This window comes from Janthinobacterium aestuarii, from assembly GCF_051380835.1.
Lineage (GTDB): Bacteria > Pseudomonadota > Gammaproteobacteria > Burkholderiales > Burkholderiaceae_D > Janthinobacterium > Janthinobacterium aestuarii.
In genome coordinates, this window is the sequence record NZ_JBNYXU010000004.1 from 210,675 (window position 1) to 225,691 (window position 15,017).

Consider the following 15,017-nt stretch of genomic DNA (forward strand, 5'->3'; position numbering starts at 1 on the left):
GATGCTGATCGCCCCTTATGCCGACGGCTGGCAGGCACATCTCGATACCTTGGCGCGCGAGGCCACGCAGCGGCAGGCGCGGCTGTATCTCTTGCTCGACGGGGTTTTCCTGCCGGGACTGCGCCGGAATCTGGCAGCATTGTCGCCTTCGCTGCTGTTCGAGGCGCTGCCCGGGTGCACCGATGCCACGCGCGATGTGTCGCCGCTGCTGCTGGCTTACTCCGCCGCTTTCTCTGTGGCCTTTGAGGCGCCGTGGCTGGCGCGCTGCAGCGGCTGGCCCATGCTGAGCGCCATCGCCACGCGCGAAAGCCAGGCGGAACTGGCTTCGCGGCTGGCTGCCTGGTGCATCGTCGAGGCCGATGGACAGCGCTTCAATTTCCGCTTTCCCGATACGCGCCGGTTGCCCGCCATCCATGCCGCGCTGACACGGGAACAGCAGGCCCAACTGGCGGGGCCTGCCTTCAGCTGGTCGTACATCGCCCGCGACGGCCATTGGCGGCAATTGCCCGTGCTGCGGCAGGACAGCGCGCATGCCGAACGCCCGGTGGTGCTGAGCGAACAGCAGTTTGCCAGCCTGGTCAGTGACAGTGAAACCGATGAAATACTCGCCGTGCTTTACGAGCGCGGCCATGACCACAGCCAGGACCGCCATGGCGCCTACCTTCGCGTGGCGCAAGCGTTGGCCGCCATCGAGGACGAGCCGCTCGATACCTATGACAAGGCCGACTGGTGCGAGCGCTGGCTGCGGCGTGGCGCATCGGCCGAAGCCGTGCCGTACCAGCAAGCCAGCCTGCAAGAGCAGGGGGAAGCACGATGAGCGTTCGCGCATCGGCCAGCAGGGGCTTGCGCGCGTTGACAATGGGCGTGCTGTTGCTGCCCATGCTGAGCGCCTGCGCCGACAAGGACGTGCCCGTCAGCATACACGGCGTCAATTACAGCGGCGAGGTCTTCAGTTACGTCATCGTTGATCCAAAGAACGAGGCGAACAGGGGCGGCAGCGAGCTGATCGACCCGTACGCCGCCGGCGGCACCCTGTGCTGCTACGACTTGCCCCGGCGCTGGCGCTCGGGCATCCAGGTGCGGGTCGACGCCACCCACTGGCTGCCCAGGAAGGCCGATGGCAGCTTGCCGGAAGTACAGCAGACGCAGTTGCTCGAAGTACCCGCGTATGCCGATGGCAAGCCGGGCGAGCTGTGGGTGCTGCGCGACGCCGATGGGAAGCTGAGCATCGTTACCAGCGATTACCAGCCCGACCACGCCAGCTGGCCGGGGAAAATCAAGGGGTGGCCGGTGCCGTCGCTCGAGTATCAGCGCAAACGATGGGATTTGTATATCGATGATGCGACGGGCGATATTACGTTGTGGGAAAAGCTGCTGGAACAGATGCGGCTGGCGCCGCTCAAGCATGCCAGGGAAGTATGGGAATCCGAACGCAAATCGGACCCGAAGGCGCTCGGCGAGTTTACGGGCCCCGGCGATGCGCGCTTTCATGCGTATTTGCGCGCGGACTATGCCCGTTTGCTGGCGGGGAGCCGAAGCAAATTGGAACAGTTAAAAAAGGAACGCCCATGAGTTTCAGATTGATTGAGCCCGTCCCGGCGGAGTTTTCCAAGGCTGCTGATTTCGCTACCTTTTTTTCTGACCTTGATGCGAGAAAAATACGCAAGACGACGGAGGCTATCGAGAAGTCTGCCGCCAGCCCTCCCTGCGCAACCTGCAAGACCAACCTGTTTTTTGGTTTTTTCTTTGACGGCACAAAAAATAACTATATTCAGGCTGATGCCACGAAGAATCACTCGAATGTCGCCCGGTTATATGATTGTTTTCCCGGCCTGAGCACGCCGACAGTGCTGCCTGTTGTTACCGATTGGAAACACGAAAAGGAGGCGTATTCGCATTTCTTCAAGGTGTATATTCCTGGCGTGGCTTCGCCGTTCGAGCAGATCGGCGATAGCGGCAGCGGCCTGCAACTGACCCGGGGCGCCGCTGCCGGGTATGGCGGCGAGGGCCGTATTATGTGGGCGCTGCTGCAGGCAATTAATAATGTACACCGCTATTTTTTGAAAAAGCCATTGCTATCGCCTGACGAAACAAGGTCGATCCTGAATAGAATCGTGCTCGACAGGGCACGGCGGCGGCTGATGCAGCCACGCCGCCGGTTTGAAGCGGAAATGCCGAATGACGAGCAAAATGAAAAGACGCGTCTTGAATTTGAAAAAATCCTCAGGCGCCTGCATGCGGCAATTGCCGTCCACATGCCCGACAAATACGGCAATGCCAGGCAAAAAGACCCGGCAACGGTAAAGAAAATCTTCATCTCCATTTTTGGTTTTTCGCGCGGCGCCACGCAGGCGCGGGCTTTTCTCAACTGGCTCATGTCGATGTGCACGCTCGATGCCCGCATGTGCAAGAAAGAGGGCGTGATGACACTCGGCGGTTTCGAGGTGGCATTCAACTTCCTCGGCTTGTTTGATACGGTGGCGTCCGTCGGACTCGGCAATACCTTGGGTAACAGCCTGATGGGCAAGATGTTCGATGGCCATGGCGGCTGGGCCGATACGGATGACAGCCTGCGTATTCCCCAGGGCATACCATGCTTGCATCTTGTCGCCGCGCATGAATTGCGGCGCAGCTTTCCGCTCGATTCGATCTCCGTCAAACAGGTGCTGCCGCCCAATTGCGATGAAGTGGTCGTCCCTGGCGTGCACTCCGATCTCGGCTGTGGCTATATGCCCGGCGAACAGGGCCGTGGACTGGACGGCATGGGGGGCGACATGCTGTCGCGCATACCGCTGATCTATATGTACCGTGCGGCCAGGCTGGCAGGCGTGCCACTGAAGCTGGAATTTGCCAATGACGTTGCCAAGGAGCGCTTCAAGGTCGCGCCCGAGACGATCACGGCATTGAACGCCTATCTCGCCACATGCAAGGTCAAGACGGGCACCTTGACGGCCATCATGCGTGAACAGGGCAAGAATCATATTTTATGGCACAGGTCGCGGCGGCTCACCAGCAAAACACCGCTGGAATCGACGGCCAGCTTTGGCCGCGCTTCCAATTTCGACAAGAACGATTTGCACAGCGCCAACCAGGAATTTGAGCAGGAAATCCAGGTGTTCGAAAAATGGATGGCAGAGAAAGGCAAGGGTTTCAAGCCGCAGGCACAGGAACCTGGTTTTGACAATGACCACGACAATGAATGGGAAGAGATCGCGACGTGGTGGAACAGCGCGCCGCCGCTTGGTGCGGAGACGCTCAATTTCTTTGACAATTATGTGCACGATTCGCGCGCGTGGTTCAAGCTGATTCCCGGTAATCCAGACAATGAAGGCGCTCTGATCGAGAAGCTGAAAGCCATGAATGCAAAGCGGAAAAGGGTGCAACAGTACAATATTCGCGAAGCAAAAGACCACGAAGAGCGGCAAAAGATGATGGCGCGCACCTATGGCATGAAGTCGACTACCGGTCTGCAACAATTTACGCCGATAAAAGATGGCCTCGACGATGCAGAGCGCAAGGCGGCGGAGGAGTTCGAACGCACAGGCAAGATCCCGCGCATGAAGACGGAAGGGCGCGAACCGTTCGATTCAAGCTGGGCCAGCTATGGCCTGTCCGGCAAGGCCGGATATTTGCGCTACCGCAAGGTGTACAGCGGCTACGACAGCGTGCTGATATCGAGCAATCGCCAGCCGACGGAAGAGGCCGTTGCCTGACGGCGTCCGGCCCCCGGCTATCATTGCCTGCCTGCCGCCGCCCTGGCTTGCTTGTCGCACTCGCGCACCGTCGCTTTGCATGCGGAAAACGCTTCCAGATAGGTCACGGCAGTCTGCCGCGCTGCGACCTGTTCTGCCGCCCGCTGCGTGAGCTGCAACGGTGTCGTCGGGGGAAGTTTCTCCAGTTTTTTGCTGATGTCTTGTAGCGAATTCTTTTGACGCGCCAGTTCCGCTGCCAGCACTGCCTTGCGCGCGGCGGCGGGCAGGGCCGGATACAGCCGGCCATTGCCGGCATTCACACCGCCATCCTCCGTCATCGCCAACGACGCGTGCGGGGCGCGAAATTCCAGCGCCAGCTGGCCATCGGCTTGCACGATGACCAGCAGTTCCTCGGTGGCAGTGCCGGCCGGCAGCGGCAGCGTGCGCGTTTCCGGCTTGCCGTTCGGCAGCCAGCGGTATTCGATGTTGACCCGTACCGGCTTGTGCGGGGTGGCTGGCAGGTAGAAGCAGCAATTGGCGGCGCTGCCCATATAAGGGTTCAGGGGATCGGTATCGACGGCGTTGGCCGGATTGCCGGCATCGCTGACGCCGACCTGGATGGGACGGGCGCTGTAGTTCAAGGTGCTGACCGCTATCTTTGCCTCATCGGCCCCGGGCTGGTAATCATGCCGGCCGCGTTCGCCCCGTTCGGCATGGCCTGCCAGCAGCGGACGGCGCTGCATGGACTTGATGCCGATGGCAAAGATATGGCTCAGGTAGCCCGTATCCGAGCGGCCATCGCGCGAGTAGCTGTCACCGGGTGTGCGGTACAGGTAGCCGATGTCTGCGATCGCCAGGGCGCGCACCTTGCTGTCCTGAGGGAATAATGGTTCCGCCAGGTAGCGGTCCCCGGCGCCCATGACCTTGGCGGAGAGCACGCCGGCCCATGCCCGTTCGCCCGCGAAACGGGGAAAGACGTTGAATTCGCCATCGATGAAGGGTTCGATCTTCAGCACATCCTGTGTCATGCCCGTGACGGGATCGATGACGGAATAAATGCCGGGGAAAGGCGTGTCGGCGGCGAGCGACAGCGCGGGCGTGGCGAAGATGAGGCAGGCTGCGATCATGGCGGGTTTGCTGCGCATGCGGGCTCCAATCATATAGAGAGTGGCTGACGGTGGAATGCCGCCAGGTCGGCGGGATAGAATGCGGCATCGCGATAGCAGCTGTCGTCGATATCGAGCAGGCAGGTGATGGCTGTCGCTTCCCATGACCAGTAGCCTGAAAATGACGTGTCACGCTCGTGGCTGCCATAGTAGGGTTCGCGGCGGCTGGCGTCATACCATTTGTCCAGGTAGTCCTGCATCAGCGCCGGACGCGCCTGTTTTTCTGCCGCGAATATCTTGAGTGTCTTGAAATAGGGCAGGTGGCGCGTGCATGCTGGCCAGGCGGTCTCCCTGCCATCGACGGAAAATGCCAGCAGGCGTTCGACCAGCCCATCTTTTTCAGGGTTGTTGAAATCGATGACAGGCGCCAGGCGCGGTAGCAAATTGCCCCAACCCAGGAGAATGCCAAGGCAGATCATCCGGTTGACCTGCTCGTAGCCGTCACCAGGCAGGGCGAAGTGGGGAAACCCCTGTTCCGCAGCGCCGGCCTGCACGTCAAAAGCCTTGTCATAGTTGGCATACTCTTCCCAGTATTCCAGTACCGTGGGGTACAGCGCGCGCAGATCGGCTGTCGTGTGGCCAGCGCTGTAAGCCAGACTGAGCAGGTCGATGCCGTCCCATGCCCGCTGGCGCGTGGCCGTCATGAAATTTTCTGGCGCAATATCGCGCAGCACTTCCGCCGGCTGCGACAAGCCGGCGGCCACCATGCCGATACCTTCTTCGATACCATGCTTGCTTTCAAGGTAGATCGCGTATGACAGCAACGGTTCCCTGCGCCTGGCCAAAAAAGTGTGTTCGTCCAGAGTCTGCATCGTTACTCCCGCAGACCCGTGTCGGGATAGGAATGTCCCGCTTCGACACGCCCGTTATGCTTCGGCGGTTCCGCGGCCAAGCCGGTATGACGGCCTTCTTCCCATAGTTTTCGTGCATAGTCGACCAGGTCTTTGGGGTAGACCAAATGGTCGATCTGGCTGTCGTCCAGGTCGAGTATAAAGACGGCCGCCCCCGCTTCAAAGGCCCAGTAACCGTAATACGCGGCATAGCCTTCCTCGTTGATGTTGAGATGCTCATCGTACCAGCGGGGATGATTTTTCATGGCCGGATACCACTGTTTCAAATATTTCTGGAGCAGGGCTAAGGCAGCGTTGTCGTCTTCCTCATAGAATACTTGCAGCAGCGTGTCGTAGGGTTTGCTGATAATGCAGGTGTCCAGGTCTTGACTGTCCTCGACATATGCGCCAATCAATTGCTCGAACAGCCCATCGTGGCCACGGTGGCTGCGCAGCACGTGGATGATGCGTCGCACCGACCGCTGATCGCGTAGCAGGATGGCGATGCTGAGCAGTTGAAGCGTGTCTTCATAATCGGAAAGGATGGAAAACTGCGGCGCACCCTCATATTCATATGGCCCATCTTCTGGAAAATCGAGCGCCAATTCCTGCTGATAGAGTTGATCGACTTCATTCCATTCTTCAAATTTATCCACGATGTCTGCAATGCGCGGCGCCAGTGCATCAATCGGCTCACCTGCCGTATAGTCGAGTATCCATATCCAGAACGCTTCCAAATACAAAAACTGGTAAATGACCGTTTGACTTTGTGCCGACTCAGCGATATTTTTGTTGAGAAGCTGTCCTTCAAATAATTCGAGTTGGTTTTTTCGCGTGTGATGGTAAATGTCTTCATGGGGAAATTTTTGCCGGCGCCGCGCATTGAATGAACTGGTACTCATTGTTTCCCTGTAAGCTAAACACCGTGGAACGTAAATATATATCAGCGCTGACGAATTTCGAGGGAAGCATCTCCCATGCTTTCATGGAGGTTACTGTTCCGTACTCCAATACCAAATGGTTTCTCCATATCTAGAGTCATCGAAAACTGGCATTCTGTCACCTTGCTCAAAATGGCTACGGTTGTGTAACTTTGCTTGGGTTTCCCAGAGGCCGGTTTGCGGGCCGGGTTGGCCTCCCTCGACACGACCGGCCTTATTTATTAAGTCAGTATCCATACTGGTGTAACGGTGTTCCGCGCGTAACTTGCGGCCATAATTGACCAGGTCTTTGGGGTAGACCAGATGATCAATAGCGCTGTCGTCCAGGTCGAGAATAAAGACCGCCGCTCCGGCTTCAAATGCCCAATAGCCATAATAGTCGGCATAGCCCCCTTCGCTGATTCTAAGATGCTCGTCATGCCAGCGTGGATGATCCTTCATTGCCGGATACCACTGTTGCAGATATTTCTTGAGCAAGGTGAGTGTGGCCGTCTCATCTTCTTCATAAAAGACACGTAGCAATGTGTCATAAGGGGCGCCAGGTACGCAGGTATCGCGCTCGACGACGTTGTCGGTATAAGCACTGATCAATTGCTCGAACAGGCCATCTTGACCGCGATGGCTACGTAGTACGTGGATGATGCGTTGGACAGAACGCTGATCGCGTACCAAGATGGTAATGCTCAGCAGTTGCAGCGTGTCTTCGTAGTCGGAAAGTATCGAGAAATCGGGCGCCCCCGAATATGTATATGGACCATATTCAGGTAGCTTCGGCGTACACTCCTGCTGATACTTTTGATCCACTTCGTTCCACTCTTCAAATTTGTCCACAATATCGGCGATTCGAGGCGCCAGTTGATCGAGGGCTATGCCTGCCGTGTAGTCAAGCATCCATATCCAGAGTAGTTCCAGATACAGGAAATGATGAACGGAGAAACTTTCGCCTATCGAATATGCATCCTTTCTGTTTTCCTCTCCTCCCCGGATCAAGGAAAGTTGATTTGTCCGTGTTTTTTGATAAAGTTCTTCATGGAGAAAATGCTGTCTACGTCGTTGATGAAAGGGTAAATCTTCCATGGCTACGTGCTTTTCTCTTGGGTAAATTGTATTCGTGTCAAAGAAGGTACGCGTATGCTCGAACCGCAATGCATGATTGCCTTTTCCAATCGAGCATCAGGTCGATGGTCTCGAACCTCAGTACCGTCGCTGTTTCTTCATGCGTTCAGGAAGCGCCACACCGTCAAGCCATAGGCGGAATCCAGATTGCTCATGATCTCGCCTTGTTCAAATCGCCGGGTTTGCGGCGGAATGTCCAGTGCTTGCCATTGTCCGGCCTGCGGGCAGGCCTCGCTGGCGTAGGCGCGTAATTCCAATGGCTCCTGTGCTGGCGCGGCGTCATCCGGGCCGCCGTCATCGCGGCGCTGGGTCAGTCGCTGGCTGTGCCAGATGGAAAATTGGCTATTGTTCTTCACTCCAATGCCAGATGGTTTCACCGTATGCAGCATCATCAAAAACAGGCATGATTTGGCCCTGCTCAAAATGGCTGCGGCTGTGTAACTTTGCTGGGGTTTCCCAGAAACCTGTTTGAGGGCAGGGCTGGCCACCCTCGACGCGTCCCTTGCGTATCAGTGGTTCTGTTTCCTGACTGGTGTAGCGGCCTTCTTCCCATAATGTTCGCGCATAGTCGACCAGATCTTTGGGGTAGACCAGATGGTCGATCTGGCTGTCGTCCAGGTCGAGTATAAAGACGGTCGCACCCGCTTCAAAGGCCCAGTAACCGTAATACGCGGCATAGCCTTCCTCGTTGATGTTGAGATGCTCATCGTACCAGCGTGGATGATTTTTCATGGCCGGATACCACTGTTTCAAATACTTCTGGAGCAGGGCTAAGGCAGCGTTGTCGTCTTCTTCATAGAATACTTGCAGCAGGGTGTTGTAGGGCTTGCTGATAATGCAGGTGTCCAGGTCTTGACTGTCCTCGACATTTGCGCCAATCAATTGTTCGAACAGCCCATCGCGGCCACGGTGGCTGCGCAGTACGTGAATAATACGTCGCACCGAACGCTGATCGCGCAGCAGAATGGCGATGCTGAGCAGTTGTAGTGTGTCCTCATAGTCGGAAAGGGTGGAAAACTGCGGCGCACCCTCATATTCATATGGCCCATCTTCTGGGAAATCGAGCGCCAATTCTTGCTGATAGAGTTGATCCACCTCGTTCCATTCTTCAAATTTATCCACGATGTCTGCAATGCGCGGCGCAAGTACATCAATCGGTTCACCTGCCGTATAGTCGAGTATCCATATCCAGAACGCTTCCAAATACAAAAACTGGTAAATGACAGTTTGACTTTGCGTTGAGTCGGCCACTTTTTTATTGGCAAGTTGGCCTTCAATCAGTGAGAGTTGGTTTTTTCTGGTTTTAGTATAAAGCTCATCATAAAGGAATTGTTGGCGTCGGCGTTCATGAAATTCTGGAATTTTCATTTTTCCTTTCTCCGGTTTCTCTTTCCTGAAGCTGCTTTGTTTGATTTATTCTTGCCTTCTTGCTGTTCCTGCTGATCGGCTGGTTTTTTGGACGTTGATTTTTCGAGGCTTCTACGCCTTTTGTCTATGCGATCGATTTCCATATAATTGAATGTATCGCTTATTCCATGAGTTTCTTTGTGTTTGTCATGTATTTTTATATTGTAATGATCGCCTGATGCGAGTAGCTCCAATGTCGCTTCAAGATGGTTGACAACTCCAGGTGCTGCTGCTAGCTTGAGCTTGCCATGCGGGTGGGCTGCCGTCACGAACGGATTGGAGAGTGCGGTACTTCCCAGTATTAGATATGTCCAGCGATTTTTTAAATTTTTATCGGATTGCATGACACCGGCTTTGGTGCTGTTGGTAAGCCATTTTTTTCCCATTTGCGTGCCCTTTATACGATCACTGAGCAAAGTCCATAACATCAGCTCTCTATCGTTGAGGGATGCTGGGGGGCGTGGGATGTTGCCACGTTCCACTTCCTTTTGCAGCCGCTTGAACAGTGTGTAGGCACTCCCACTGAATTTTGCTTCGATGAAATGGAATGTGTCACTATTCGTCTGCCAGATGGTATCCACACCATTTTGTACCATTTTTTTTAAGTCTTCGGGTACAAGCTCTGTCGGGCGTCTGTGTGCGTTATCGGGGCCAACAATGCGCGGGTAGTCAAAGCGCCATTTTCCATTAACGTTACCGTGCGGCCAGGCGGTGGCTTTTTTAAGCACGTGTTCCATATGGTAATAATCTGCCATATGCTCGCCGAGGAGTCCCTTTGGCCCGAATGGCACTTCAGACAGCAATTGCCGAATCGGCCGCGACGTATTCTTGGCCGGCGCGGTGCCGCCGTCGCTGCTCTGGCGGTGCGAGTCGGCTACGGGTTTGTGTTCCTTGCCCTTGCCCGGCGAGTCCCGCTCTTTGGTTTTTGCTTTTGCATCCACGCCCTTGGGCTTTTTATCGGTGCTTGTCGTGGGCGATTTGAACTGGGCGTTGGCGCTGTGCGGATGCGCGTTGCCTGGCTTGTGATTGTGCCTGGCTGCCGTATTGGCGCCGGTGCCGGCTGCGACGGCGATTTTTTTTGCCGCCCACAAGGCGTCTTCACCCAGCATGTCTTCGATCAAGTTCTGCAACGCCTTGGCGCCCTGCGCAATGCCGGCTTTGAGCGGACCGCGCACCGCTTCGACTTGCGGCTTCATGTCGCGCGCCAAGTGCTGCAAGTCCGACGGCAGCCACCAATGGCTGGTCGACAGGTAGCTGAGCAATTGCACGCAGTTGTCCAGCGCGCTCATGGCCGTGCTGATTGCCAGCTGGGTGTTTTGCGCCCACTGGAAGGTTTTCAGGAATTTGATCGCGGCGCCCTTGCTCTTGCCCAGCATGGCTTCGATCATGACATTGCCGCCAGCGGCCGCCGTGCCAACCTCCTTGCGGTACTTGCGCAAAGGCTTGATGATGGTCTTGAACAGGCTGCCGACTTCCGGAATGCAGCCGAACGCCGCCAGCGCCATGTCGACCCAGTCATCGCGGGTCGCGCGCGACACGCCTTTCCTGCCGACGCGGTAGATCATGCCCGAGACATCGCGCACGTCCATCACCTGGTCAACCACGGGGATCAGGGAAATGGCACCGCCAACGATCATGGCGGCCTTGCCCTGGTCATCCTCGAAGTCGCCCAGGATCAGGTCCTTGAAAAACTCCACGATCTCATCGACAAAATTCTGGCTCATGGCTTGGGCTCCGGCTTACTGTTTTTTCGGGCTGCCTCCAGCAATGCGGATGCCTGTTTCAACTGCTGCCTCGCTTGCTGTAGACGGGGCTCCGCTACCAATGGCGGCGCCACCCAGTCGCGCTGGTCCTCGCCATATTCAATGTGATACGCGCCGGGAGGAATGTTTTCGAGGCGGGCATGGCCCTTGTCGTTAAGTAATCCACTCAGCGACGTGCCGTTGGCGAACGTGATTTTGTAGGGGGAGTTAATGACAGGTTCGAGATCGCCATAATGCAGGTTCAGTTCGACTGCCCGGCCCAGGTCGGCCGCATTCGGCAGTGCAGGCAAGGTGGGCTGGCTGCTCGCCGGCCCCGTCAATTCCTTCATGCTGGCGTTGAAATCGATCTTGCCCGGTCCATGCAGCATGATGTTGCCGCCTTCGAGGCGGATGTATGCGCCCTGGGCCGTCATCAGGATGTGCTGCTTGGCCGCCGCCGTGACGCTCTTGGCAGTGCTGCTGACGGTAACGGCCTTGTCGGCCGTCAGCCGTGTCGCATCGGACTGGCTTTGGCTGCTGACCTTGCCGCTGGCCGCATGCAGGCGGATGCCCGTTTCCTGGTTGGGCTTGTCCTTGCTGTTGGCCTTGCCGTAGGTGAACAGGCTGATGCCCTTGCCCAGCGCGTACAGGCTGTTGCCCTGCGCGGCAAAGTTGAGATCGGCGCCCGCCGCCAGACTGCCATTGCCGCCCGCGACGAGGACGGCGCTGGCTGGCGTGGTGGCGGCGATGCCGGACGGGCTGGATAATTGCAGCAGCGGGTCGCCATACGCGCTGGCCTGGCCGTCGCCGCCCGCCGCCTGCTGGCCCTGGCCCGCAGCGGCGGCGCCCTCGGCCGTCGCGCCCAAGACCTCGATGCTGTGCTGCATCTGGGCGAGGGCGGGGAGCTGGGCGGCTGGCGAAGGCGTCTCCGGCTGGTCCGGCGTGGCCGGGGGCGTCGGGGCGGCTGTCCCGGCGGTATCCGGGCTGGCCATCTCGAGCGCGAAATGTTTTTGTGCCTGCTCAGCCAGCGAGGTCTGCAGTTGCAAGCTGTGCGTGAGCTGTTCCAGCGCTTCCTTCGCATCCAGGTGGCTGCCGCTGGCGTCGCGGCCATGGGCCGACAGCAGCATGCCCGCTCCCGCGCGCAGGGCGGCGCTGTGTTCCGTTTTCAGCTCGGCGCCGAAGCCGGCAGGCGCCAGCCGCTGGTTGTCGCTCTGGTGGCGCAAATGGCCCAGGTTCAGTTCGGCCGTGCCCTGATGGGGGCCGGCGTGGCGCTGCAAAGCCACGCGGCCCTGGCCCGGGCTGTCGTCGAATACCAGCTGGCTGTAGGCGCCGCCGCCGCCCTGGCTCGTTGGCAATGCCTGTGTCTTGATGCCCGACAAGGCCGCAGGATGGGCATGGGCGCCGGCCTGGCCGGGAAACCAGGCCGGCGCGTTGCCCGTCGCCGCGCCCGTACCCTGGCTGACCTGGTTGTTTTGCGCGTCGGCCTGGCCGCGGCCGTTGTACAGCGTGCCGATGACGACGGGGCGGTCGATATTGCCTTCCAGGAAATCGACGAGCACTTCCTGGCCCACGCGGGGCAGGGCGTTGCTGCCCCAGTTGGCGCCGGCGACGGGCGCCAGCGGCGTGGCCACCCTGACCCAGGTGCCGGCGCTGTCGTCGCCGGGCGCGCCCGTGTGGCCGTCGGCGGCTGGATGCGCCAGCCGGCTATGGCTTTGCGCCCCGCGCTGCCAGTGGAATTGCACTTTGATGCGGTGATCGCGGTCCGTATGCAGCTGGGCGCCGGCCGGGCCGACGACGATGGCCGTCTGCTGGCCCATGATGACGGGGCGCGGATGCAGCAGCTGGCCGTGGCCGTTGGCATTGGTGCTGCGGTAGGGGATCTTGCTGCGGATGGCGTCGATGCGGTTGCGGTAGGGCGGGCGTTCGCTGATGGCGTCGCCGACGGCGTGCAGGCTGCCGGCCGCCTCTTCGCCGATCAGCGCGTCGAGCAAGCCCCGGCCGAAGCGCTGCAGCAGGCCGCCGCCCAGTTCCGCATCGAGGTTGTTATGCATCAGGTGTACCGTGCGGGTGACGAGGAAGCTTGCAGCGTCGCCGCCGCCCGCCGCATCCGTTTGCGCCTGGCCGCTCAGGGTAAACGTGGTGCCGGGCGCCAGGGTGCGTACGGTGCCGGCGCCGGTAAACACTTCCCTGGCCGCCGTCAGCGCCTGCAACTGGCGCTCGGCCAGCCGTTGTCCGTGCTCGCGCGACGGGTAGGCATAGGCGCCGGGCGCGTCGCGGCTGACCAGCGCCATCGTTCCGTCATGGGCGCCAGTGGCGCTGATGGGCCGTCCGCCCAGCGCGCGGTAATCCCAGCTGGACAGTTCGATGCCGTTGGTTTGCTGGCGCAGCTGCATGCGCCAGCGGTCCATCGTGTCTTGCGGCATGACGGCGCCGGGTTGGCTGTAGGCGATGCTGGTCTGGGCGTTGGGCTTGAAGCTGCCGTTGTGGTCGGCGATGACGAGGGTATGGCTACCCAGGCTGGCGCTGCCCGCGTCGCCCGTGTGTTCGGCATAATAAAACAGGCCTTCCTCGCTCATCAGCCGCTCGGCAAAGGCCCAGTCGCTTTCCTGGTACTGGCTGCAGATGCTGCGTTTCGGATAGGCCGCACGGTCGAGCAGGTCGAAGCGCCAGGCTGGCGCCAGCATGCCCTGGCTCTGGTAGCGGGCAAAGACGACTTCGAGGATGTCCGGTACCGCCAGGTCCTGGAAGACGCGGCTGTCGCGGCCGTGCGCCAGAAAGGCTGTCCACGGCTGCATGGTCAGGTTGTAGCGGGCAAAGCCGCCGTTCGCGCCCGCCAGCTCGGCCGCGGTGACATGGCCGTGGAAAGGGCGCCAGTTCTCGGCGCCGGCGGCCGTGCGCAATTCCAGCAGGATGGGCTGGCCGATCAGCGACTTGAGGGGAATGGCCGCGTCGAGCGACAGGGCGGCGATGTGGAAGACATAGCCCAGTCCCAGGCCTTCCTCGCCGCGCACGCATTCCGCCAGCAGCACATCCTGGCCCAGCGGCGTGCTCAGCTTCAGCAGGCGCGTGGCCTGCGAAAAGCCGCCCGCCGGCGCCGGCGAACTGGATGAGGAGGATGCTGCGCTTGCGTGGGTGGTATCGGACATTGCCTGGCGCTCCGTGTGGCGGATGGTACGGATTTGCAGTGGACGCGATGATTTATTTGTAAGATTACACCCTAGAAATAATTATTTAACAAGCGCGATTCGATTGAAATGCATATATGCAAGGATGGGTATCTCGCTGGCTATACCCATGCCAGCAGCGCGGCTCAAGCACAATAGAAATGATTCTCATTTATAATGAGGGCAAGGTCGTGAACGATGGGCGGGCGCCAGCGCGCTGCGGGCAGTGGAGGAGGGCACAATGGACAGTTTGTATGGTATCGAGGAGAGCATCGCGCGCGAGCATCGCGTGCTGATGGGAGAGTATGGCCGCGCGCAGGTGCGTTGCAGTGCGCAGCTGGCTGTACAGGCGGCCCGCATCGCGCAGCTGGAGTCGGAATTGATGCGCGCGCGGGCGCAGGTGGTGATCCGCGATACGCAGCTGGCGCTGGCGCGCGACGAGCTGGCCGAACTGGCGGCCAGCGTGCCGGGCTTGCCGACGCGTGCCAGGCTGGCGCGCAAGGTCGAGTGGCTCAGCGAGCGCGTGCAGGACCTGATGCGCGAGTTGCTGCGCCTGCAGTGGCTGCCCGCGCCAGCCATGCAGGCCGATGTGCGCGAAAAAGCCGTGCTGTATGTGGGCAGCTATCTGGACCCGAATGCGGGCCAGCAGGCCGCCGGCGCCAACGTGGCGCAGCAGGCCATCGAGCGGGCGGGCGGGCGCTTCCTGCACCATGCGGGCGGCGATGACGGCGCCGATGACGTGGCCGCCCTGGAAGCGGGCCTGGTGGCGGCCGACCTGGTGATTTGCCAGACGGGCTGCGTCAGTCACGACGCCTATTGGCGCGTGCACGACCACTGCAAGCGCACGGGCAAGCAGTGCGTGCTGGTGGACCAGCCGCAAGCCATGCATTTCGTGCGCAAGGAGGCGCTGCTTGGCCTAGGTGTAGTAGCTGAGACTTGATTTGGGACAAGCTGTCAGA

General features: G+C 59.3%; 12 protein-coding genes. 4 read left to right on the forward strand and 8 right to left on the reverse strand.

The window, feature by feature from the left end:
- Position 1: 1 nt before the first annotated feature.
- From ACQ4WO_RS13255 to ACQ4WO_RS13265, 3 genes are read left to right on the forward strand one after another with little or no spacing between them, the layout of a single operon-like run.
- Entirely contained in the window at positions 2 to 817 is an 816-nt protein-coding gene (locus ACQ4WO_RS13255) for a DUF4123 domain-containing protein (RefSeq protein WP_436481834.1), read from the forward strand.
- Positions 814 to 1,572 (forward strand): DUF3304 domain-containing protein, encoded by a 759-nt coding sequence (locus ACQ4WO_RS13260; protein WP_436481835.1) that lies wholly within the window; start codon positions 814 to 816, stop codon positions 1,570 to 1,572. The genes ACQ4WO_RS13255 and ACQ4WO_RS13260 overlap by 4 nt, the downstream gene beginning before the upstream one ends.
- The gene (locus ACQ4WO_RS13265) at positions 1,569 to 3,713 is read left to right on the forward strand and encodes a Tle1 family T6SS lipase effector (protein WP_436481836.1); all 2,145 of its coding nucleotides are present in this window, start codon (positions 1,569 to 1,571) and stop codon (positions 3,711 to 3,713) included. The genes ACQ4WO_RS13260 and ACQ4WO_RS13265 overlap by 4 nt, the downstream gene beginning before the upstream one ends.
- 20 nt (positions 3,714 to 3,733) lie before the next feature.
- Here ACQ4WO_RS13265 and ACQ4WO_RS13270 read toward each other — a convergent pair whose 3' ends face one another.
- The 8 genes from ACQ4WO_RS13270 to ACQ4WO_RS13305 form a co-directional block, all read right to left on the reverse strand.
- Complete coding sequence (locus ACQ4WO_RS13270; protein ID WP_436481838.1) at positions 3,734 to 4,837, reverse strand: hypothetical protein; 1,104 nt, start codon at positions 4,835 to 4,837, stop codon at positions 3,734 to 3,736.
- An 11-nt stretch (positions 4,838 to 4,848) separates the two neighbouring features.
- Positions 4,849 to 5,670 (reverse strand): PoNe immunity protein domain-containing protein, encoded by an 822-nt coding sequence (locus tag ACQ4WO_RS13275; protein WP_436481839.1) that lies wholly within the window; start codon positions 5,668 to 5,670, stop codon positions 4,849 to 4,851.
- A 2-nt stretch (positions 5,671 to 5,672) separates the two neighbouring features.
- The gene (locus ACQ4WO_RS13280; RefSeq protein WP_436481840.1) at positions 5,673 to 6,590 is read right to left on the reverse strand and encodes a PoNe immunity protein domain-containing protein; all 918 of its coding nucleotides are present in this window, start codon (positions 6,588 to 6,590) and stop codon (positions 5,673 to 5,675) included.
- A 90-nt stretch (positions 6,591 to 6,680) separates the two neighbouring features.
- On the reverse strand, positions 6,681 to 7,706 hold the full coding sequence (locus tag ACQ4WO_RS13285) for a PoNe immunity protein domain-containing protein (protein WP_436481841.1): 1,026 nt from the start codon (positions 7,704 to 7,706) through the stop codon (positions 6,681 to 6,683).
- 137 nt (positions 7,707 to 7,843) lie between these two features.
- Complete coding sequence (locus ACQ4WO_RS13290) at positions 7,844 to 8,137, reverse strand: hypothetical protein (protein ID WP_436481842.1); 294 nt, start codon at positions 8,135 to 8,137, stop codon at positions 7,844 to 7,846.
- Positions 8,088 to 9,113 carry a PoNe immunity protein domain-containing protein gene (locus ACQ4WO_RS13295; protein WP_436481843.1) on the reverse strand — a complete coding sequence of 342 codons (1,026 nt, stop codon included), beginning with the start codon at positions 9,111 to 9,113 and terminating at the stop codon, positions 8,088 to 8,090. Before ACQ4WO_RS13295 ends, ACQ4WO_RS13290 begins: the two co-directional genes overlap by 50 nt.
- Entirely contained in the window at positions 9,110 to 10,876 is a 1,767-nt protein-coding gene (locus ACQ4WO_RS13300) for a hypothetical protein (protein ID WP_436481844.1), read from the reverse strand. The genes ACQ4WO_RS13295 and ACQ4WO_RS13300 overlap by 4 nt, the downstream gene beginning before the upstream one ends.
- Positions 10,873 to 14,040 carry a type VI secretion system Vgr family protein gene (locus ACQ4WO_RS13305; RefSeq protein WP_436481845.1) on the reverse strand — a complete coding sequence of 1,056 codons (3,168 nt, stop codon included), beginning with the start codon at positions 14,038 to 14,040 and terminating at the stop codon, positions 10,873 to 10,875. Before ACQ4WO_RS13305 ends, ACQ4WO_RS13300 begins: the two co-directional genes overlap by 4 nt.
- 259 nt (positions 14,041 to 14,299) lie before the next feature.
- Between ACQ4WO_RS13305 and ACQ4WO_RS13310 the strand changes: the two genes are divergently transcribed.
- Positions 14,300 to 14,998, forward strand: coding sequence for a DUF2325 domain-containing protein (locus ACQ4WO_RS13310; protein ID WP_436481846.1), 699 nt, complete (start codon positions 14,300 to 14,302; stop codon positions 14,996 to 14,998).
- Positions 14,999 to 15,017 lie beyond the last annotated feature (19 nt).

Excerpts from the sequence above, each read along its gene's own strand:
- ACQ4WO_RS13270 (WP_436481838.1), bottom strand. The coding sequence starts at position 4,837 with ATGCGCAGCAAACCCGCCATGATCGCAGCCTGCCTCATCTTCGCCACG.
- ACQ4WO_RS13300 (WP_436481844.1), bottom strand. The coding sequence starts at position 10,876 with ATGAGCCAGAATTTTGTCGATGAGATCGTGGAGTTTTTCAAGGACCTG.
- ACQ4WO_RS13285 (WP_436481841.1), bottom strand. The coding sequence starts at position 7,706 with ATGGAAGATTTACCCTTTCATCAACGACGTAGACAGCATTTTCTCCAT.
- ACQ4WO_RS13310 (WP_436481846.1), top strand. The coding sequence starts at position 14,300 with ATGGACAGTTTGTATGGTATCGAGGAGAGCATCGCGCGCGAGCATCGC.
- ACQ4WO_RS13265 (WP_436481836.1), top strand. The coding sequence starts at position 1,569 with ATGAGTTTCAGATTGATTGAGCCCGTCCCGGCGGAGTTTTCCAAGGCT.
- ACQ4WO_RS13275 (WP_436481839.1), bottom strand. The coding sequence starts at position 5,670 with ATGCAGACTCTGGACGAACACACTTTTTTGGCCAGGCGCAGGGAACCG.
- ACQ4WO_RS13290 (WP_436481842.1), bottom strand. The coding sequence starts at position 8,137 with ATGATGCTGCATACGGTGAAACCATCTGGCATTGGAGTGAAGAACAAT.
- ACQ4WO_RS13255 (WP_436481834.1), top strand. The coding sequence starts at position 2 with ATGCTGATCGCCCCTTATGCCGACGGCTGGCAGGCACATCTCGATACC.
- ACQ4WO_RS13260 (WP_436481835.1), top strand. The coding sequence starts at position 814 with ATGAGCGTTCGCGCATCGGCCAGCAGGGGCTTGCGCGCGTTGACAATG.
- ACQ4WO_RS13305 (WP_436481845.1), bottom strand. The coding sequence starts at position 14,040 with ATGTCCGATACCACCCACGCAAGCGCAGCATCCTCCTCATCCAGTTCG.
- ACQ4WO_RS13295 (WP_436481843.1), bottom strand. The coding sequence starts at position 9,113 with ATGAAAATTCCAGAATTTCATGAACGCCGACGCCAACAATTCCTTTAT.
- ACQ4WO_RS13280 (WP_436481840.1), bottom strand. The coding sequence starts at position 6,590 with ATGAGTACCAGTTCATTCAATGCGCGGCGCCGGCAAAAATTTCCCCAT.